Source organism: Actinoplanes sp. NPDC024001 (assembly GCF_040638955.1).
Classification (GTDB): domain Bacteria; phylum Actinomycetota; class Actinomycetes; order Mycobacteriales; family Micromonosporaceae; genus Actinoplanes.
In genome coordinates this window covers 53,679-73,532 of the sequence record NZ_JBEZZB010000016.1, presented here as the reverse complement: position 1 = coordinate 73,532, position 19,854 = coordinate 53,679, and the positions used below count along the sequence as shown (strand labels likewise).

Below are 19,854 nucleotides of genomic sequence, written 5' to 3'. Positions count from 1 at the left end.
CGCCTGCGTGCGCATCTCCGGCGGTCATGGGGAGGGCCTGCCGAAAGCGCCGGCATTGCGCAGCTGCGCCAGCCGGTCTGTGGAGTATTGGAGCAGCTCGGCGACGTACCCCAGGTCTTCTCCTCGCTGCGGGGCCCGGCGATGAGCCGGCGGTGGACTGCCGACCCGGACCGGGGAGGCGATTTGCCGGACCTTGCCGTAATGGGGGTGTTCGGTCTCCACGACGAGGCCGCGCGCGAGCGTGTGCGGGTCGCGCAGCGCGGCCGCTACGTCGTTGACCGGGCCGCAGGGGATGCCTGCGGGTTCGAGAAGCGCCAGCCAGGTGGCGGTGTCGCGGGCGGCGAAGATCTCCTCCAGCAGAGGCAGCAGCTCCGCCGCGTGGGTGCGTCGGTCGGTGAAGGTGGCGAACCGCGGATCGGTCAGCGCCGGGACGTTGAGGACGGTGACCAGGCGCTGCCAGAACTTCTCCTTGGCGCAGCCGACCACCAGCCAGCCGTCGGCGGTCGGGAAGAGCTGGAACGGCACCAGCGACGGGTGCGCCGAATAGCGGGTCCGGGCGGGAGTGAAGCCGGCATTGAGGTGCCACACGGCGGGATAGGTGAGCATGCCGATCGCGGTGTCGAACAGGCTCAGGTCGCAGTCCGTGCCGACACCGTCGCGGCGGGCCGCGTGCACTCCGGCGAGCAGGGCGATCGCGGCGACGAAGCCCCCGGAGTAGTCCACGATCGACAGGCCGGACTTGGTGGGCGGGCCGCCGGGCTCGCCGGTCAGGTCCATCCAGCCGGCCAGGCCCTGCAGGATGTAGTCGTAGCCGGGCTGGCTCGCGCGCGGGCCGGTCATCCCGAAGCCGGTCAGCGAGCAGCAGACGATCGCCGGGTTGAGGTGCTTGAGCTGGTCGTAGGTGATGCCGATCTTGGCGGGGACGTCGCCGCGCAGGTTGGAGTAGACGGCGTCGGAGGTGCGTACCAGGTCTTCGAAGACCTCGCGGCCGGCCGGCGTGCTCAGGTCCAGGGAGAGCGAGCGCTTGCCGCGGTTGAACGTCTCGAAGAAGAGCGAGTCCTCGCCGTCCTGGTAGGGCGGCACGTAACGGCCGACGTCGCCGCCGGTGCCCGGTTCCTCGATCTTGATGACGTCGGCGCCGAGGTCGGCCAGGTGCACCGAGCCGAACGGGCCCGCGCCGTACTGTTCGACGGCGATGATCCGGATGTCCGCCAGCGGTCTCATCGCAGGCTCCCGGCCAGGTCCAGCAGGGCTTCCTGGGCGGTTCGCACCTCGACAGCGGGCACGCCGTAGGAGGGCGGGGAGAGCTTGATCGCGTCGGCCAGGCCGTCGTACCGCGCGATCCGCGCGGCGCACTGTGCGGGGGTGCCGGCGATCGTGTACGCCTCCACCATCTCGTCCGGCACCAGGTCGCCGAGGGATTCGGCCGGCCGCCCGCTCTTCAGCGCGGCCGCGGCCGCCTCGCAGACGTGGGCGAACCCGCCGGCCGCGAACGCCGGGGCGTAGGACCGGACCGAGGCGTAGAAACCGACCACGTTGGCGGCGCGGCGGCGGGCCACGGCCGGGTCGGCGTCGACCGAGCAGCAGGCCGCGGCCACCACGTCGAAGCCTGCTTCGGTCCGGCGGGCGCCGGCGCTTGCTTCTGTCCGGCGGGCGCCGGCGCTTGCTTCTGTCCGGCGCGCCAGACCTGATTGCAGGGCCGGCCAGATCCGGTCGCGCAGCTCGGCCGGTGGGCACAGCTCGTGGGCGATCCAGCCGTCGGCCACCTCACCGGCGAGCGCCACCATGGCCGGCCCGACCCCGGCCAGGTAGATCGGGATGTGCTCGCGAACCGGCGGGTACGGCCGCCGCCAGCCACGGACCCGGATCGACCGCACACCCCGGTGGATGATCGGGTCGCCGCCGGCCAGCACGGCCCGCACGATCGAGACCGTGTCGCGCAGCCGGGGCAGCGGCCGCTCGAACGGCACGCCGTGCCAGTCCTGGTTGAGCCGGGCCACCCCGGTGCCTAGTCCGAGCCGGAACCGGCCCGCGGAGAGTTCGTCGAGGTCGGCGGTGGACAGGGCGGTGAGCATGGCGCTGCGCGCGAAGGCCAGCGCGATCCCGGTGCCGACACCGACGCGGCCCTCGCCGCCGGCCTCCTTCTGGGTGCCGGCGGCCAGCGCAGCGGCCGTGGTGAAGGAGCCGCGGTGCAGCTCGGGGGCCCACACCACGCCGGCCCCGGCGGTTTCGGCGGCCCGGCCGGCGGCGACCAGCTCGGCCATGGTCTCGCCCCAGGGCTGCACGTCGATGCGGATCATCGCTCGGCCGAGGGCCCGTGGCCGCGCTGGTAGACCAGCATGGTCCGGGTCCAGGTGATGACGTCCACACCGTCCTGGTTGAAGCCGGTGGTGAAGACTTTCACGATCCCCGCGTACGGCCGCGACTTCGACTCGCGCAACTCCAGCACGGTGGACTTCGCATAGAGAGTGTCGCCGACGAAGACCGGGTTCGGCATGTCGATGCGTTCCCAACCCAGGTTGGCGAAGGCGTGCTGGCTGACGTCGGGCACCGACAGCCCGGTCACGATCGCCACGGTCAGCGTGGAGTTGACCAGCAACCTCCGGTACGGCGTCCCGGCCGCGTAGTCGGCGTTGAAGTGACTCTGGTTGGTGTTCATCGTCAGCAACGTGAACCAGGTGTTGTCCGCCTCCGAGATGGTGCGCCCGAGCGGATGGCGGTACGTGTCACCGACGGTGAAGTCGTCGTAATAGCGGCCGAGCATACCGCGAAGCTAGCACTTGTTTCGCACAGTGGAAAGGTGTTTCCATTTAGCGATGCTCGACGCGTTCCTCTATCTGCACATCGTGCTCATGGTCTTCTGGCTCGGCGGGGACCTCGGCGTCTTCTACTCCAGCCGGTACGTGATCGACCCGTCGCTGACCCCGGCCGCCCGCCTCACCGCCCTCAAGATCATGTCGGGACTGGACCTCGGGCCGAAGATCTGCCTCATCCTCTTCCTGCCGAGCGGCCTCACCCTGATCTCGCTGGACGCGCACGGCGGCTCGCTGTGGGGCATCGAGCTGATCCCCTGGTGGCTGCTCGTCCCGGCCTGGCTCGGGTCGTTCGCCTGGCTCTGGCTGATGTGGACCGACCACCACGAGCCCGGCAGGCACCCGGCGGTCCGCCGCGCCGACTGGACGATCCGGATCGCCGTGGTCGCCGGCATGACCGCCACCGGCATCTACACACTGGCCGCCGCCGCGCCGTTCGGCGTCGGCACGAACCCGAGGTGGCTGGGCGGGAAGGTGCTGCTCTACGCCCTGGCGATCGCCGCCGGGCTGGGCATCCGGCGCACGCTGCGCCCGTTCGGGGCCGCTTTCGGCGCGGTCCTGGCCGGCACCGCGGACGGCGGAACCGAGGGCGTGCTCAAGCGCAGCGTGAACGGATGCCTCCCGTACGTCTGGGCGATCTGGGGTTCCGTGCTGCTGGCCGGCCTGCTCGGGGTGGTGAAACCCCTAGCGAGTGTGGCCTAGCTGGGCGGAGATCCGGGCAGCGGCCTGCAGCAGGTCGTTGACGCCCTCCTGGTCGGACTCCGGCTTGAACCGCAGCGCCGGCCCGGCCAGGCTGATCACCGCGACCACCCGGCCGTCGTGGTCGAAGATCGGGGCGGCCACCGAGGCCGCGCCGGCCTGCCGCTCGCCGAGCGAGGTCGCGTACCCCCGCTTGCGGATCGCCGCCAGGTCCTTGCGCAGCTTCGCCGCGTCGGTGATGGTCCGGTCGGTCACCGCGGCCAGCGGGTGCCGGCTCAGATATGCCTCCACCTCGAAGTCGGGCAGGAAGGCGAGGAAGGCCTTCGACGAGGCGCCCGCGTTGAGCGGGAACGGGATGCCGAGACTCACCTCGAGGCGCAACTCCTGGTCCGGGACCACCTGATCGACGTAGAGGCGGGTGTCGCCGCGGCGCAACGACAGGGTGGCCGTCTCGTGGGTGCGCTCGGAGAGGTGCTTGAGTTCCGGCGCGGCCATCGCCCGCACGTCGGTCCGGGCCAGGTAGGCGCGGCCGAGCGCGACGGCCGCGTGGCCGAGTGCGTACCGCCGGGTGGCCGGGTCGACGGTGATCAGCTCGCGGCTGCGCAGCGCGGTGAGGATGCGGTGCACGGCGGCCTTGGTCAGGCCCAGAGCGGTGGCGATCTCGGTGACGCCGAGATCGGGCTGGTCGGTCCGCCCGAAGTAGAGCAGGACGTCCATCGCGCGCTCGACCGCGGCGATGGAGCGCGACTGGCTCTCGTCCTCGGCAGGACCCGAGGACGAAGCCGTCGCCGGTGGCACGGATCGGGTCGGCACTGCGAAACACCCCCGGAACAGGAACGACAACGAACTGCGGCGAAGCCTAGCCTGCCATTTCCCCCTGCGAAACGGCGTACCGATCCGCGGTTGACACGACCGGATGACCTCGTTACGTTCACGGTAACGGTGTTTCCATATGCGAAACGAGGTTCGGTGGACGGCCAGACTTTCCGCACCGTTCTCGGCCAGTGGCCGAGCGGAGTCTGTGTGGTGACCACGACCGGCCCGCAGGGCGTGCACGGGATGACCGCCAGTTCATTCTCCTCCGTCAGCCTCGATCCCCCGCTGGTCTCGGTCTGCCTCGGCAACCATCTGCCCAGCCGGGCACTCCTGGGCGAGGCGGGCAAGTTCGCGATCAGCTTCCTCGGCAAGGACCAGGCGCACATCGGGCGCCGGTTCGCCGGGCAGGTCCCGGAGATCACCGACCGGTTCGCCGGCCTCGACTGGGCGACCACGCCGAACGGCTGCCCGGTCCTCGCCGACGCGGTCGCCTGGCTCGACTGCCGGGTCGCCCACGCCTATCCGGGCGGCGACCACACCATCTTCGTCGGCGAGGTCACCGAGGCCGCCACCCCGCGGCTCATCTCGCCGCTGCTGTTCCACTCCCGCAACTGGGGGCAGGTCGCCGATCCGCTGCCCGCCTCGGTGCAGCTCACCGTGGACCTGCCGGCCGGCCACCCGCTCGCCGACGACCTGCGTCGCGGCGGTGCCCGGGTCCGCACCGACGGGCGCTGCTTCGAGTTCGTCACCGACGGCCCGGCCGGGCTGCCCTCGCCGGAGCGGGTCGTCGCCGCCAAGCGCGCCGGGCACACCGTGGTCGGCTATGTCACCGACGCCTTCGACCCGCGGCGTGAGGACGAGGTGCTGGCCACGGTCAGCGCCCTCAACGCGCTCGGCTGCGACGAGATCGGCTGCGCCGAGTCCGAGCTGACCCCGGCCTCCCCGCTGCAGGTGCGCCGGGTGCTCCAGGACGCCGTGGTCCGGGTGCGGCCGGCCACGCCACGCGTACGCCTCTCCGGAAGCAACCGCCTCGCCCTGGTCAACGCGCTGGTCGCGATGAAGAGCGGGGTCTCGCACTTCGATGTCGTCGCCCCCGGCGCCGGCCGGGCCGGGCTGCCCCTCGACGACCTGCTCCATCTGTCCCGCCAACTGGAGGTCGCCGGGCCGGACCTCGCACAGCTCAGGGAGTGACACCATGGCCGACCGACTCATCGGCGAGAAGCTCGTCGACGACATGACCGTCGAGGAGAGGTCCCGCGCGGCCCTCGTCGAGCAGGTTCTGCCGGAGCTGCGGGCCCGCGCCGAGCAGGCCGACCGGGACGGCGCCTTCCCGCGCGGGCACATCGACCTGCTGCGCGACGCCGGCCTGCTCGGGCTGATCGTCCCGGAGGAGTACGGCGGGCTCGGCGGAACCCTGCGTGACCTGGCCGCCGCGACGTACGCGATGGGCACCGCCTGCCCCTCCACCGCGCTGGCCTTCTTCTTCCACAACACCTCCGCCTCGCGGGGCCTGCTGCCGCTGGAGGCGATCGAGTCCGGGCTCTTCGCCGACGACGAGGTGCCGGTGGTCAGGGCGTTCGCCGAGAAGGTGCTGCGGCTGATGTCCGGCGGCACCTGGCTGGCGAACTTCGCCAGCGAGTCGGTGAAGAGCAGCGGCGCGAACATCTCGATCGCCACCACGGCCGTGCCGGCCAGCCGGGACGGGATCGCCGGCTGGGAGATCACCGGCGAGAAGTCGTTCGGCTGCGCCACCGGGATCGCCGACCACTACCTGGTCACCGCCCGCCTCGACGGTTACGACACGGCGGACGGGCTGGTCATGTTCCTGGTGCCGCGGGAGGCGCCGGGGGTGTCCGAGCGGCCGTTCTGGGACGGACTGGGCATGCGCGGCAGCGCCAACCACGGGATCCGGCTGAACGCGGTGTTCGTCCCGCGCGAGGACGCGCTGACCGTGCCGGGCGCGTTCGTGAAGATGCTGCAGTGCAGCCGGGGCAGCTTCGTCGGCAACCAGCTCGCCATCACCGCGGTCTACGTGGGCGCGGCCCAGGGCGTCTACGACGACACGCTGGAGCGGTTGACCCGCAAGACGTTCGCCGACACCGGACGGCCGGTCGCCGAGTCGCCGATGCATCAGGTGATCATCGGGGACATGACGGAGAGCCTGGAGACGGCGTACCTGTGGCTGCGCCGGCAACTGCTGCTGGAGACGTGCGAGCCGCCGATCGCCACCAAGTCCGAGGTGTACGCGCAGTGGCGGATCGCCAAGGGTTCGATCTGCCAGGCCGCGTTCGAGGTGGCGCTCGGCGCGTTCAAGGCGTCCGGGACGTCCGGGGCGACGATGAACGGCGTGGTCGGCCGGGGGCTGCGTGATCTGGCGATGGGCCTGGTCATGACGTTCCCGCCGGAGCGCGGCCGGCTGGAGGCCGCCTCGGTGATCACCAGCAACCGGGCCAACGCGCTGTTCGCGAGCGTGGCCCGGTGAACGACCTCGTCGCCGGCGGCTGGTCGCCCTGCACCGTGACGATCGGCCTCGACCTGGAGAACCCGGCCACCGGCGAGGTCACCGGCCCCGCGCTGGCCAGCTCTTCCGAGCGCATCGAGGCAGCTCTCACCGCCGCCGACGCCCTGGGCGCCTGGGACGTGCCCGCCGAAGCCCGCGCGGACGTCCTGGACACCATCGCCGCCGCCGTCGGCGAAGCGGTCTCCGAGATCGTCCGCCTGGAGGCGTCCACCACCGGCGTCCCGATCCGCCAGACCACCCCACTCGGCATGATCCTCTCCGGCGCCTTTGCCCTGGCCGCGGCCCAGCTGCGCGCCGGCCTGCTCACCTCGACGGTCACCCGCGACGACGGCCGTGAAGTCCTGGTGGAACGCCTCCCCTGGGGCCCCGCCGCCTGCCTGGTGCCGTGGAACGCGCCGGCCCCGATGGCCGCCCACAAGGTCGCCAACGCGCTCGCCGCGGGCTGCCCCACCATCCTCAAGCCGAGCGAATACGCCCCCCACGGCACCGAGCGCCTGGCCGTGGCGATCGACACCGCGCTGCGCGCCGCGGGCGCCCCACCCGCCCTGTTCCAGCTGCTGCACGGCGGCGCCGAGACCGGCGCCCGGATCGTCGAGGATCCACGGATCAGGGCGGTGAGCTTCACCGGCGGCCTGGCCGGTGGCCGTGCGGTCGCCGCCGCCTGCGCCCACGACATCAAACCGGTCCAGCTGGAGCTCGGCGGCAACAACGCGCTGATCGTCCTGCCGGATGCCGACGAGGCGATCGCCGCCCGGGCCGCCGCCGACCTGCTCACCACCCTGAACGGCCAGTGGTGCCGGGCTCTGGGCCGCTTGATCGTGCCGTCCGGCCGCGAGGACGCGATCGCGACGGCGGTGCTGGACCGGATCTCGACGATGCGCACCGGCGACCCGGCTGACGCGGCCACCGATTACGGCCCGCTGATCCACTCCGGACACCGGGCGGCGGTGGCGAAGGCCCGCGACGAGCTCGGCGGCGTCGTCCACTCGTCGGCGCTCGACGGCCCGGGCAACACCCTCGCGCCCGCGCTGGTCCTCGGCGCCGACCCGGCCCGCACCACCCAGGAGATCTTCGGCCCGGTCGCCGCCGTGCACGGTTACACCAGCATCGACGAGGCCGTCGCACTCGCCAACGGCACCCGGTACGGCCTGGAAGGCTATGTGATCGGCACCGACGAGGCGGCGGCACTGAGCGTCGCGCGACGGGTCCGGGCCGGCGAGGTGAAGGTCAACGGGTCGTCGATCATGAGCCTGCACCTGTTCACGCCGCGTCCCGCCTGGGGACTCTCCGGATATTCCGAGGAGGGCACCGCCGAGACGTTGCGGTTCTTCACCAATCCGCGCGTCGTCGGCGTGGAGGGCGGCTTCGCGTTGCATTCGTCATGATCGACGGCACCGAGCGGCGCCGCACCGCAAACAGGGGTAACACTGCGCTCATGACTGCGACCGCCTTGCGAGCCCTGCTCGCCTCCGATCAGGTAACCCACGTGCCCGGCGTCTACGACCCGGTCACCGCCGCCCTCGCGGTGCGGGCCGGTCACCGGGCGGTGCACCTGTCCGGCGCGGCCGTCTCGGCGATCGCGCTCGGCCGTCCCGACCTCGGTTATGTGCACGGCACGCAGATCGCCGACCGGGCCACCACGCTGATCCCGGCGCTGGGCGAGGTGCCGCTGCTGGCCGACGCGGACACCGGCTACGGCAATCCGCTGCACGCGGTGTGGACCGGGCTCGCCTATGCCCGCGCCGGGATCTCCGGGCTGCACCTGGAGGACCAGGTCAACCCGAAACGCTGCGGGCACCTGGCGGGCAAGGAGGTCGTCGAGATCGGCCTGGCGGCCGCCAAGATCTCCGCGCTGGCCGAGCAGGTGCCGCAACTCGCGCTCATCGCGCGGACCGATGCGTACGCCGGACACGGGCTCGCCGAGACGATCGTCCGGTGTGGGGCCTATGCCGAGGCGGGCGCGGACGCGGTCTTCCCGGAGGGTGTCGACTCCCTGGACGAGCTGGCCGAGATGCACAGGGCGCTGCCCGGCGTACCGATCGTGATCAACCGCTCGGAGGCCGGTGGCAACCGGCCGCAGCATTCCGATGCCGACCTCGCCGCCGTCGGGGTCCGTCTCGTCCTGCACCCGGTCTCCGCGCTGCTCGCCGCCATGCGGGCCGCGTCGCAGGCCTACCGCGCGATCGCCGAGGGCGGTTCGGCGGAACCGGTCGACCGGATGCCGTGGGCCGCGTTCACCGCGCTGGTCGGCCAGGAGGAGGCGCTCGACCTGGACGCCCGCTACGTACCGGGGAGATTGCAGACATGACCCGCATCCTGGTGGCCGGCGCCGGACCGGTCGGGCTCACCGCCGCGCTCGCCCTGGCCCGGCGCGGCTTTTCGGTGACCGTGCTGGAGGCCGGCGGCGAGCTGGCCGCCGAGTCGCGCGCCTCCACGTTCCACCCGCCCACCCTGGAGATGCTCGACGACCTCGGAGTGGGCGCCGAACTGCGGGCGCGCGGGCTGGTGTCGCCGACCTTCGCCTACCGGGACCGGCGGGCCGGGCTGGTGGCGATGCTGGACCTGGCGGTCCTGGCCGGTGACACCCGCTACCCCTACCGGGTGCAGTGCGAGCAGTCGAAGCTGACTCCGATCCTGCTCGACCGTCTGCTGCGGCACGACGGCTGTGAGGTCCGCTTCCACTGGCCGGTCACCGACGTGCTCCAGAACGCCGATGTAAGCTCCGCCAGCGCCGACGGGCAGCAGCCTGCATCGGTGAGCGCGCTCAGCGCCGACGGGCAGCAGCCTGCATCGGTGAGCGCGGCCAGCGCCGACGAGCGGCAGCCTGCATCGGTGAGCGCGCTCAGCGCCGACGGGCAGCAGCTTGCTGCGGTGACCGCGGTCAGCGCAGACGGGCGGCAGGTCACCGGCGACTGGCTGATCGGCGCGGACGGCGCGCATTCGGCGGTGCGGCGGGCGAGCGGGGTGACCTTCGACGGCATCACCTACCCGGAGCGGTTCCTGGTCGCCTCGGTGGACGAGGACCTGACCGCGTGGCTGGACGACCTGGCCGCGGTGAACTACGTCTTCGACCCGGTCGAGTGGTGCGTGCTGCTGCGCACCCCGGACCACTGGCGGGTGCTGCTGCCGACGCCCGCCGACACTCCCGACGCCGACGAGTACGCCCGCCTCGACACCCGGCTGCGCGATGTCCACGATCCGGGGCGCCCGTGGCGGATCGCGCACGCCAGCATGTACCGGGTGCACCAACGGGTCGCCACCTCGTTCCGAACCGGGCGGATACTGCTGGCCGGGGACGCCGCGCACGTCAACAACCCGCTCGGCGGCCTCGGCATGAACTCCGGCATCCACGACGCGGTCGCGTACGCCGCCGCGCTGGCCACCGGCGACGACGCCACGATCTGGGCCGCGGCGGCGGATCGCCGCCGGATCGCCCTCGAATACGTGCAGAGCGTCTCGCACCAGAACTACGAGCGGCTGCGCGCCACCGACCCGGACGCCCGCGCGGCGCACCTGGACAGCCTGCGCGCCATCGCCGCCGACCCGGCCAAGGCCCGCGAGTCGCTGCTGCGCAGCTCGATGATCGCCTCCCTGCGCCCGGTCCCCGCATGACCGCCCGCTCCCCAGCCGCCGGTCAGCGCTCTCCCCACACCCCCACCCAGCACTCCCCGACAGCCGAAAGCCGGCTGACAGCCAGCGCTCGCCGCACACCCCGAACACAGCACTCCCCGACAGCCAACCGCCAACGGCTGACAGCCAGGGCAGTAAACGCAGCCCGGACACAGCACTCCCCGACAGCCGAAAGCCAGCTGACAACCAGCGCTCGCCCCACGCCCCGAACACAGCACCCCGCGACAGCCAAGCCCCAACGGCTGACAGCCAGGGCAGTAAACACAGCCCGGACACAGCACTCCCCGACAGCCGAAAGCCAGCTGACAGCCAGCGCTCGCCCCACGCCCCGAACACAGCACCCCGCGACAGCCAAGCCCCACCGGCTGACAGCCAGGGCAGTAAACACAGCCCGAACACAGCACTCCCCGACAGCCGAAAGCCAGCTGACAACCAGCGCTCGCCCCACGCCCCGAACACAGCACTCGGTGACGGCCGGGGGCCAGCGGCTGACAGCCAGGGCGGGGAATGCGGCCCGGAGACAGCGCTCGCGGACGGCTGGGGAGGGGGCGGCATGATCGAGCGGGAGAACCCGGCTCGGGTCGTGGAGATCGTGGGCACGGTGAGGGAGACCGAGCCCGACGGCGTCGGGGAAGTGGTGCGGCGGGCGGACGGCGAGCAGCGGCGCTGGGCGGCCCGGCCGCTGCCGGAACGGCTCGCCGCGCTGGCGCGCGCCGCCGACACGATCGAGAGCGCGATCGAGCAGCTGGGCACGCTGCTGGCGCGCGAGACCGGCAAGGTGGTCGCCGACTGCCGCGGCGAGATCGGCTTCGCGGTTCGCTTCCTCCGGTGGGTGGTTGAGCATGCCACCGCGGCGTACGCCGAGCGCACCGTCGACGACCATCTAGGGCGGATCGTCGAGCAGCGGAAACCGTACGGGGTGGTCGCCGCCGTCACCCCGTGGAACGCCCCGGTCATCCTGACCCTGTTGAAGGTCGGCCCCGCCCTGGCCGCCGGCAACGCCGTCGTGGTGAAACCCTCACCGCTCGCCCCGCTGACCGTGGACCGGGTGCTGGCCCTGTTCGGCGCGCCGGTCCGCACGGTGCACGGTGGACCCGGCACCGGCGCCGCCCTGGTCGGCCACGAGCTTGTGCGGAAGGTCGCGTTCACCGGCGGCGCCGCGGGCGGCCGGGCCGTCGCCGCGCTGGCCGGCGACCGGCTCACCCCGACCGTGCTGGAGCTGGGCGGCAACGATCCCGCGGTCTTCCTCGACGACGCATCGTTCGACGACGACACGATGGACCGCCTGGTGATGGCGAGTTTCGCCACCAGCGGCCAGGTCTGCATGGCGGCCAAGCGCCTCTACGTGCCCCGCTCACGGCTCAGCGATTTCGCCGACGCGTACCGGGCGGCCGCGCACCGCGTACTGGTCACCGGCGATCCGATGCTGCCGGGAGTGACCATGGGTCCGGTGATCTCGGCCGCCGCGCAGCGTGCGGCCGAGGCGCTGCGTGCGGCCGAGGCGCTGCGTGCGGCCGAGGCGCTGCGTGGCGGCGACGCGCACGACCTGGGCCGCTTCGACGCCGATCCGGCGGCCGGCTACTTCGTCCGGCCCACCCTGGTGGTCGGCCCCGACCCGGGGTCTCCGCTGGTGGTCGCCGAGCAGTTCGCCCCGGTGGTGCCGGTTCTCGGATATCCCGACGAGGAGGCGGTGCTGGCCGCGGCGAACGCCGGTGAGCTGGGCCTGGGCGCCTCGGTGTGGAGCGCCGACGAGGAGCGGGCGTTCGCGTTCGCCCGCCGGTTCGAAGCCGGGTTCACTTTCGTCAACACGCACAACCGCACCGGGATGAGCCTGCGCGCCCCGTTCGGTGGGGTGAAGCGTTCCGGCTGGGGCCGCGAGTACGCCCACGAGGGCCTCGCCGAATACGCACAGACCTGCGTCATCCACGCTCCCGCCGCGTTCCGCCCCGGCGCTGCCCGCACCGCCGGCACCGGGCCCGCCTCCTACCCGACCGCCTGAATCAGGCCGGCCGAGATCACTGGAATTCAGCGGCAGTTCACCCAGGCGAACAAAACATTACCAGCCATTGGCCATTACGGATGGCCTTCCCAATCTCACGGACGCCTCGTATAGTTGCCGATGACTTCGATCATGGTCGCTATCACTACACAAAACGGGGGTTGTTGTGCGCCATTTCGTTTCCGGCCAGAAGTGGAACCGAGCCGTGAGATATCTGTGCGCGATCGTGGCGGCCACCGCATTGTCGCTGGTGACGGCGGCCGCACCGGCTCAGGCATATGAGAACGGGGAGTGCATCAACAAAGGCGGCAGCGTGTCGTCCAACACCTCGATCTACATCTGCCTGAAATACAAGGGCTACCAGGTCGACGGCGACACGAACCATTTCTCGCTCTACGGCGGCTCGCAGTTCGACACCGAATCGACCAGCGCGACGAACTGCAAGATGACGGTGTGGTCGACACTGTTCGCGGCCGGGACCTCCGGCACGTGGAACAGCGCAAAGGTGACCAAGAGCTGCAAGTGGGAGGTCGACAACCCGGGTGACTCGCTGACCTATCTCTACTATTCGGCGAGCAACACGGCGGCGACGCACATTCAGGTCCGCGGCTGCATCGATCTGTACTACAACGGCTCGTCCAGCTCCGGCTGGCAGCGCTGCGCGGCCACGGTTTTCTACGAGATCGCCTGATTCGGGACAAGCCGGAGCCGGAGGGACCTTCACCCTCCGGCTCCACCCATGTCAGCGTGACGCCGGCGGCACGCGGCCGGAGCCGTACGGCACACTGCCCTGATGTGGATCAATAGGGTGGCGATCCCGGCGGCTTTCGCACTCGCCGTGTCCGGGTGCGGGGTGGTGGGCGCTCCCCCCACGGTCACCGCCCGCGAACAGCTGCTGCTCGCGGTGCCCGGCGACGGCGAGCCCGCCTACCGGTACGAGGCGAGCGGCGCCTGCCCCGCGATGTCCGGGACGATCGACGCCCCGAACCGGCTGCGCAGCACCACGGTCGCCGAGCAGACCCCCGGTTCCGGCGGCACGGTCACCATGACCTATCTGGCGGTCGGCCGGGACCGGCCCTGGGTGCGGCTGACGTTCGACGCTCCCCGGGACGCCCGGCTGATCGGCAAGCCGGACGAGTGGTACGCGGTGGATCCGACCCGGGTGCAGGATTTCGAGCGCAGCGTGCTCTCGTATTACGGCGACCCGGATCCCCTGGGCATCGAGCACCTGATCGACTCGGCCACCACGGTGGAGCGCACCGGTGACGGCACCTATGGCGGAGACCTCGACCTGACCCGGATCGCCGGACCGCACCCGATCCTGCCGGACGGCGGGGTGGCGGCGCTCAGCGGAGCGTGGTCCGTGCCGTTCACCGCGACGGTCGGCAAGGACGGCCGCCTGACCGAGCTGGTCGCGGACGTGCCGGACGGCGCGTGCAAGCTCACCTACGGCGGCTTCGGGGCCACCGAGTCCCCGAAGGAGCCGGCCGCCGACCGCGAGCACGTGGCGCCCGACGGCCTCTACGACCTCCTTAATGTGAGCTGAGTCACCCCAGCTCACGCCTCGCGTGGCCGCCGTGTCTCGTGCACGTCAGACCGCCACGAGAGAGGCACAGGACGATGCACGAGATCGTGATTCTGGGCGCGGGCTACACCGGCATGGCCGCGGCGACGGTCCTCGCGGGCCGCAGCAGGGGCCGCGACGACGTACGGATCACCGTGGTCAACGCGACCGACCGGTTCACCGAGCGGATCCGCCTGCACCAGACCGCCACCGGTCAGGAGCTCGCCGACCTGCGCATCCCGCGGATGCTGGCCGGCACCAACGCCACCCTGGTCACCGGGTGGGTCACCGCGATCGACCCGGCGGCCCGCACGGTCCGGGTCGACGACGAGCGGGAGATCCGCTACGACCGGCTGATCTTCGCGCTGGGCGCGACCGCGGACACCTCCGCGGTGCCGGGCGCGGAGGAGAACGCGTACACCCTGGACAGCGCGACCGGAGCGGAAGCGCTCGCGCGCCGCCTGGCCGAGCTGGGCAAAGGCAGCGTCGCGGTCTGCGGGACCGGCCTGACCGGGATCGAGGCGGCCACCGAGATCGCCGAGCGCCACCCGGGCCTGGACGTGCTGCTGGTCGGTGACGCCGAGCCGGGCGCGGGGATGGGCCGGCGGGCGAAGGCCTATCTGGACGGTGCGCTGGCCCGCCTCGGCGTGCGGGTGCGCTCCGGCGCCCGGATCGCCAAGGTGCTGCCGGACTCGGTCACCACGACCGACGGCGACTCCCTCGCGGCCGACGTCGTGGTCTGGACCGGCGGGGTCCGCGTCCCCGCGCTGGCCGCCGCGGCCGGTTTCACCGTCGACGACCGGGGCCGGATCGTCACGGACGCCTCGTTGCGGTCGGTCTCGCACCCCGAGGTGTACGCGATCGGTGACGCCGCCGCGATCCGCCAGAGTTACGGGGTCATGCACGGCACCTGCCAGAGCGGCATCCCGAGCGCGGTGCACACGGCCCACGCGCTGATGCGCGAATGGGACGGGAAGGAGCCGGGCCGGTTCCGCTTCGGATACATCCACCTGCCGGTGAGCCTGGGCCGCCGGGACGCGGTGATCCAGTTCAGCCGGCCGGACGGCACCCCCAAACGCTGGGCGCTGACCGGGCGGGCGGCGGTCTGGTACAAGGAGACGGTGACCGCATCGCCGTGGACGACCTTCCAGCTGCTGACCCGGACCCCCGCGGTCGGTCTGTTCACCTGGCGTCGCGGCGGCCGGTTCACCCGATGAGCGACGTCTTCGCGGAGTACCGCAACCTGCTCTTCTCGGTGGCCTACCGGATTCTGGGCACGGCCGTCGACGCCGAGGACGCGGTGCAGGACACCTGGGTGAAGTGGTCCTCGGCGGACCGCTCCCAGGTGGCCGAGCCGAAGGCGTACCTGGTGCGGATCGTGACGAACCTGTCGCTCAACCGGCTGCGGTCGGCGCAGGCCCGCCGCGAGACCTACATCGGACCGTGGCTGCCGGAGCCGATCCTGACCAGTGGCGACGCCGCGGACGGGGCGGCCGTCGCCGAGTCGGTGTCGGCCGGGCTGCTGATGCTGCTGGAGAGTCTCAGCCCGCTGGAGCGCGCGGTGTTCGTGCTGCGGGAGGCGTTCGGTTTCGGCTATGCGGAGATCGCGGCGGCGGTGGAACGCTCCGAGGAGACCGTGCGGCAGGCGGCGCACCGGGCCCGCGGGCACGTGCGGGACCGGCGGCCCCGCTTCACCGCCACCCCGGCCCGGCACCGGCAGGTGACCGAGCGGTTCTTCGCCGCCGCCGGCGGCGGCGACATCAACACGCTGATGGAGCTGCTCGCGCCGGACGTCACGCTCTGGACCGACGGCGGCGGACGGGTACGCCAGGCGCTGCGTCCCGTGATCGGCGCGGAGCGGGTGGCGGCGTGGCTGGCCGGGGTCAGCAGCCGGCCGTACGAGGGGATCCTGATCGCCGACATGACCGTGCAGGTCGCCGAGCTGAACGGCGCGCCGGGGCTGGTCGTCCGCGGCGCCGGGCGGGTTCTCGCCACGTTGACGGTGGAACTCGGCGAGGACGGCCGGATCACCACGATCCACAACGTGGCGAACCCGGAGAAACTGCGGGCGGTCTCCTCCGGCACTCAGTTCTCGGTGTAATCCACGACGGCGCGGGCGCTGAGCAGCGGCCGCAGCCACGTCCCGAGTTCCCGGTGCGCCGGGTGCGCCTGATATGCCCGCAGATCGTCCACATCGTAGTGCGTGGTGCGCAGGTGGAGATCCCAGGACGCCTCGGTCCGCAGCTCGTCCACCTCGACGCTCATCGTGCGAATCTCGGGAACGGCACCGGCCAGTTCTTCCAAACGCAACTTGGCCTTGGCAGCATCGCCCGCATCGGAAAACTTCATCAGTACGACGTGCACCAGCACTTTGCGCCTCCGAACCCCTATTGCGAACGTGGCCCCCGAGTGTAGTTTTGGGAAACGCCGTTTCGCTAGGGGGAACCGGATGCCCGGTGCCGTACGCATTGCCGCCGCCCAGATCGAGGCCGGCCAGGACGTCGCCGAGAACCTCGCCGCCTGCCTGCGCGTGATCGACGCGGCCGCCGAGCAGCGCGCTCAGCTGGTCGTCCTGCCCGAGTTCTGCAACCACCTCTCCTGGTACGCGTCGCGTGAGCAGGCCCACGAGCGGGCCACCCGGCCCGGCGACGCCTTCCTCGGCGCCATCGCCGCACGCGCGCGCCGGCACGGCATCTGGATCAAGATCAACGTCACCCATGCGTACGGGGACGGGCGCACCGGCGGCACGAACCTCCTGTTCTCCCCGGCCGGCGAGATCGTCGGGCAGTGCGACAAGCAGACGCTGATGGGCGCGGAGAACGACTTCCTCTCCCCCGCGGTGTCGGCCGGCCCGGTGCTGGAGACGCCGCTCGGGCGCCTCGGGATGTATGCCTGCATGGAAGGCGTGATCAGTGAGGTGGCGCGGGGCCTCGCGCTGCGCGGCGCGCAGATCCTGCTCAACAGCCTGAACAGTTTCGCGCTGGACGAGGCGGACCTGCACATCCCGGTGCGGGCGGCGGAGAACCGGGTGTGGGTGGTGGCCGCCAACAAGGTCGGGCCGCTGCTGCCGCGCGACGAGCTGCCGGCGATCGCGCAGCGGCTCGGCGTGCCGCCGCAGTGGCTGCACGGTGCCGGGGAGAGCCAGATCGTCGCACCGGACGGGACGGTCGTGGCGAAAGCGCCGCGCACCGGGGAGGCGGTGGTGGTCGCCGACATCGAGCCGTCGCGGGCGGACGACAAGCGGCGGCCGGACGGGACGGACATCTTCGCGGTCCGGCGGCCCGCGATCTACGGGCCGATCGCGGCCCCACCGGTGGGCCGGCGGCGCGGACCGGGTGCGCCCACGCTGCCGGTGGCGGTGGTCCGGGACGTCGGGCTCATCCGCCGGACGGCCGCCGCGCTGATCGTGCTTCCCGAGCTGGCCGGGTCACCGTCGGAGATCGCCGGCGCGTTGACGGGCACCCACGCCCATGCCGTCACCACGGTGCTGGACGGCGCCGTACCGATCGGGGTGTTGATCTCGGAGAACGGCGTCGTGGCGCGGCAGCCGCAGCTGCACGCGCCGGATCGCGCCGCCGCCGGCAAGGAGATCGTGCCGATCGACCTGGAGTGGGGCCGGCTGGCGATCGTCGTCGGGGACGACGCGATCCATCCGGAGACGTTCCGGCTGGCCGCGCTGCAGGACGCCGATGTGGTGGCGGTGCCCTGCCGGGTGCAGGAGCCGTGGGAGCTGGCGCTGGGGCTGCCCGAGCGGGCCGCGGAGAACCGGCTCAACCTGGTGGTCGCGACGCCGCTGGAGCAGCCGGCGGCGATCTTCTCGATGACCCCGGACTTCACGCTCTGGACGCGGTGGGAGGGGCCGTTCACCGGGCGCATCTCCACCCCGATCCGGCATGACGTGCCCGCCGGCGTGCCGGTCGGCACCGCGACCGTCGCCCCCGCACAGGCCGCGAACCGGCTGGTGTCACGCAACACCGATCTCGTCGACGGCCGCCCGTGGCGGCTGGCCGACGCCCTCGTCAAATGAGAAGGGTGCACCGCTAGTGGCCGAGACGATCCAGCATGTGGAGGACATGGTCGACGGCTCCCCGGTCGTCGACGTGCACGACACGTTCCAGTACTACCGGCAGTTGCTCGCCGACCTGAAGGCGAAGATCGACGCCCGGTTCGCGACCACCCGAGATCCGTCCACGCTGGAGTTGCAGGCCTACGGCACCTATCCGGAAGGGCCGGGCGGTTCGCTGGAGGCGTATGCCGGGCCGGAGGTCGACTGGCTGGTGCACTCCTGGATCGGCAATCCGGGCGCCAGCTTCGCCAATCTGCATCTGACCTGCTGGCTCGGCCCGCAGGTGAAGGTGCCGCACCTGGGGATCGCGCTGCTGGTCTGGCCGGGTGGGTGGTTCTACCTGGACTCGGTGCCGCGGACCAATCTCGTGGAGGACGGGGAGTACTACGACAAGTACTACGCGCCGGTGAACGAGGAGTGGCTCTCGCTGCGTTCCGATCCGGAGTTCGAGTACTTCGTCAGCCGGGCGGGATTCATCCGGGCCAGCCTGTCGCCGACGGCCTACTGCTACTCGTTCGAGCGGTCGCAGCGGAATCTGGAGATCGTGTCGGCGCGGGCGCACGCGCATGTGGATCGGTGGCTGGGCTGGGTGGATCAGGCCTCACCGGTTCCGGCCGGCGAACGGGCGGCTCTGGCGGCGACCGATGAGACGATCCGCCGCAACATCGCCGAACGGGATCCGGCGAATGTCATGGGGGTGCGGTTCTTCGGGCAGGAGACGACCGACCGGCTGGTCCGGGCGCTGTGGGGTGGCGACCGGGAACTGCCGCGGCCCGGGGTGTCGTGATGAGCGTTCGGTCGGTGTGGTGGGCGGCGACGATTCCGGGGGCGGTGGCGCCGTTCGACACCGCGCATTTGCGGGTCTTCTATCCGTCCCTTTCCACCGGCTCGGATTCGGAGCGGCTGTCCGGGGTGTTTCCGGCTGATCCCTCGCTGGCGCCGTATCCGGTTGTGGTGCTCGTCTCCGGCGTCAATGTGGGGCAGGAGGCGTATCGGTGGCTCGCGGTGGAGCTGGCGTCTCGGGGTTTTGTGGCCGTCACCTACGACTGGGTGGGTGAGCTTTTCGGAGGGCTGCGCGGGATTACGCCTGGTGTCGAGTTGGCGGCTGCCCGGCCCGATGCCTATGGCACGCGGGCCACGACGCCGTCGGTTCCCGCGGTGCTGTCCGCTCTAACGGAAGTTTCCGGGCCGGTCGCGGGCCTGCTCGACCTGGAGAATGTCGGACTCGTCGGGCATTCGGCTGGCGGGACCGTCATTCTGCAGAGCGCGCGATTCTTCCCCACGGTGAAGGCGGTCGCGGCCTACGGCACGCACACCATGGTCGCGACGATGCTGGGCTGGCCGGCCGGAACCGTGCTGCCGGCCCAGGTGGACTGCCCGGTGCTGCTGATGAACGGCGAGAACGACGGCGTCATCAACGGCTCCGCCGACCGCTACGGCGAGGACGCCTCCTCGCGGCGCGATCCGATCAGCCGCACCTTCGACGAGGCCCTGCCCCGCCGCAACGGCGAGAACCTGCAGGTCACCTTCGGCGGCGCCAACCACTTCGGGATCGCGCACCCGGTCGACCCGACCGCCGCCCGGGCCTTCCTCGACGAGGAGGCGACCACCGACCCGGCCGCGACCCGCGCCGCCCTCGCCGACGTCACCGCGGCCTTCCTCGACATCCACCTGCGCGGCGCCTCCGGCGACGCGCTCGACAAGGCACTCCAGAACCCCGACATCGCCGGGATCCGGCGGAGGTAG

General features: G+C 71.8%; 19 protein-coding genes. 14 read left to right on the top strand and 5 right to left on the bottom strand.

All coding sequences use genetic code 11. The features are described from left to right. Positions 1-24: 24 nt before the first annotated feature. The 3 genes from AB0F81_RS09055 to AB0F81_RS09045 are packed head-to-tail and all read right to left on the bottom strand — an operon-like array spanning position 25 to position 2,764. On the bottom strand, positions 25-1,224 hold the full coding sequence (locus AB0F81_RS09055; protein ID WP_360193373.1) for a CoA transferase: 1,200 nt from the start codon (positions 1,222-1,224) through the stop codon (positions 25-27). After that, positions 1,221-2,300, bottom strand: coding sequence for an LLM class flavin-dependent oxidoreductase (locus tag AB0F81_RS09050; protein WP_360193370.1), 1,080 nt, complete (start codon positions 2,298-2,300; stop codon positions 1,221-1,223). Before AB0F81_RS09050 ends, AB0F81_RS09055 begins: the two co-directional genes overlap by 4 nt. Next, positions 2,297-2,764, bottom strand: coding sequence for a MaoC family dehydratase (locus AB0F81_RS09045; RefSeq protein WP_360193367.1), 468 nt, complete (start codon positions 2,762-2,764; stop codon positions 2,297-2,299). The genes AB0F81_RS09050 and AB0F81_RS09045 overlap by 4 nt, the downstream gene beginning before the upstream one ends. 52 nt (positions 2,765-2,816) lie before the next feature. On the opposite strand from AB0F81_RS09045, the gene AB0F81_RS09040 reads away from it, so the two are divergent. Further along, on the top strand, positions 2,817-3,515 hold the full coding sequence (locus AB0F81_RS09040; RefSeq protein ID WP_360193364.1) for a hypothetical protein: 699 nt from the start codon (positions 2,817-2,819) through the stop codon (positions 3,513-3,515). Here AB0F81_RS09040 and AB0F81_RS09035 read toward each other — a convergent pair. Beyond that, on the bottom strand, positions 3,498-4,325 hold the full coding sequence (locus AB0F81_RS09035; protein WP_360193361.1) for an IclR family transcriptional regulator: 828 nt from the start codon (positions 4,323-4,325) through the stop codon (positions 3,498-3,500). The genes AB0F81_RS09040 and AB0F81_RS09035 overlap by 18 nt on opposite strands. 156 nt (positions 4,326-4,481) lie before the next feature. Between AB0F81_RS09035 and AB0F81_RS09030 the strand changes: the two genes are divergently transcribed. From AB0F81_RS09030 to AB0F81_RS08985, 10 genes are all read left to right on the top strand, one after another. After that, a complete protein-coding gene (locus AB0F81_RS09030) occupies positions 4,482-5,519 on the top strand; it encodes a flavin reductase (RefSeq protein ID WP_360193358.1) in 1,038 nt (345 codons plus the stop codon). A gap of 4 nt (positions 5,520-5,523) precedes the next feature. Then, a complete protein-coding gene (locus tag AB0F81_RS09025; protein WP_360193355.1) occupies positions 5,524-6,810 on the top strand; it encodes an acyl-CoA dehydrogenase family protein in 1,287 nt (428 codons plus the stop codon). After that, positions 6,807-8,234 carry an aldehyde dehydrogenase family protein gene (locus AB0F81_RS09020; RefSeq protein ID WP_360193352.1) on the top strand — a complete coding sequence of 476 codons (1,428 nt, stop codon included), beginning with the start codon at positions 6,807-6,809 and terminating at the stop codon, positions 8,232-8,234. The genes AB0F81_RS09025 and AB0F81_RS09020 overlap by 4 nt, the downstream gene beginning before the upstream one ends. Before the next feature lie 50 nt (positions 8,235-8,284). Beyond that, complete coding sequence (locus AB0F81_RS09015) at positions 8,285-9,157, top strand: isocitrate lyase/phosphoenolpyruvate mutase family protein (protein WP_360193349.1); 873 nt, start codon at positions 8,285-8,287, stop codon at positions 9,155-9,157. Continuing rightward, a complete protein-coding gene (locus tag AB0F81_RS09010; protein ID WP_360193346.1) occupies positions 9,154-10,461 on the top strand; it encodes an NAD(P)/FAD-dependent oxidoreductase in 1,308 nt (435 codons plus the stop codon). The genes AB0F81_RS09015 and AB0F81_RS09010 overlap by 4 nt, the downstream gene beginning before the upstream one ends. A 571-nt stretch (positions 10,462-11,032) precedes the next feature. Continuing rightward, a complete protein-coding gene (locus tag AB0F81_RS09005; protein WP_360193343.1) occupies positions 11,033-12,478 on the top strand; it encodes an aldehyde dehydrogenase family protein in 1,446 nt (481 codons plus the stop codon). A gap of 205 nt (positions 12,479-12,683) precedes the next feature. Next, positions 12,684-13,169 carry a hypothetical protein gene (locus tag AB0F81_RS09000; RefSeq protein ID WP_360193340.1) on the top strand — a complete coding sequence of 162 codons (486 nt, stop codon included), beginning with the start codon at positions 12,684-12,686 and terminating at the stop codon, positions 13,167-13,169. A 102-nt stretch (positions 13,170-13,271) separates the two neighbouring features. Further along, positions 13,272-14,024: a hypothetical protein gene (locus tag AB0F81_RS08995; protein ID WP_360193337.1), complete on the top strand. Its 753-nt coding sequence runs from the start codon at positions 13,272-13,274 to the stop codon at positions 14,022-14,024. A gap of 74 nt (positions 14,025-14,098) precedes the next feature. Next, complete coding sequence (locus AB0F81_RS08990; protein ID WP_360193334.1) at positions 14,099-15,259, top strand: FAD-dependent oxidoreductase; 1,161 nt, start codon at positions 14,099-14,101, stop codon at positions 15,257-15,259. After that, complete coding sequence (locus AB0F81_RS08985; protein ID WP_360193331.1) at positions 15,256-16,143, top strand: RNA polymerase sigma-70 factor; 888 nt, start codon at positions 15,256-15,258, stop codon at positions 16,141-16,143. The genes AB0F81_RS08990 and AB0F81_RS08985 overlap by 4 nt, the downstream gene beginning before the upstream one ends. Here the strand turns inward: AB0F81_RS08985 and AB0F81_RS08980 are convergent. Further along, on the bottom strand, positions 16,128-16,412 hold the full coding sequence (locus AB0F81_RS08980) for a Dabb family protein (RefSeq protein WP_360193328.1): 285 nt from the start codon (positions 16,410-16,412) through the stop codon (positions 16,128-16,130). The genes AB0F81_RS08985 and AB0F81_RS08980 overlap by 16 nt on opposite strands. A 79-nt stretch (positions 16,413-16,491) precedes the next feature. On the opposite strand from AB0F81_RS08980, the gene AB0F81_RS08975 reads away from it, so the two are divergent. From AB0F81_RS08975 to AB0F81_RS08965, 3 genes are read left to right on the top strand one after another with little or no spacing between them, the layout of a single operon-like run. Beyond that, on the top strand, positions 16,492-18,069 hold the full coding sequence (locus tag AB0F81_RS08975; RefSeq protein WP_360193325.1) for a nitrilase-related carbon-nitrogen hydrolase: 1,578 nt from the start codon (positions 16,492-16,494) through the stop codon (positions 18,067-18,069). Positions 18,070-18,085: 16 nt separating this feature from the next. Continuing rightward, positions 18,086-18,895, top strand: coding sequence for an oxidoreductase (locus AB0F81_RS08970; protein WP_360193322.1), 810 nt, complete (start codon positions 18,086-18,088; stop codon positions 18,893-18,895). Next, complete coding sequence (locus AB0F81_RS08965) at positions 18,895-19,854, top strand: dienelactone hydrolase family protein (protein WP_360193319.1); 960 nt, start codon at positions 18,895-18,897, stop codon at positions 19,852-19,854. Before AB0F81_RS08970 ends, AB0F81_RS08965 begins: the two co-directional genes overlap by 1 nt.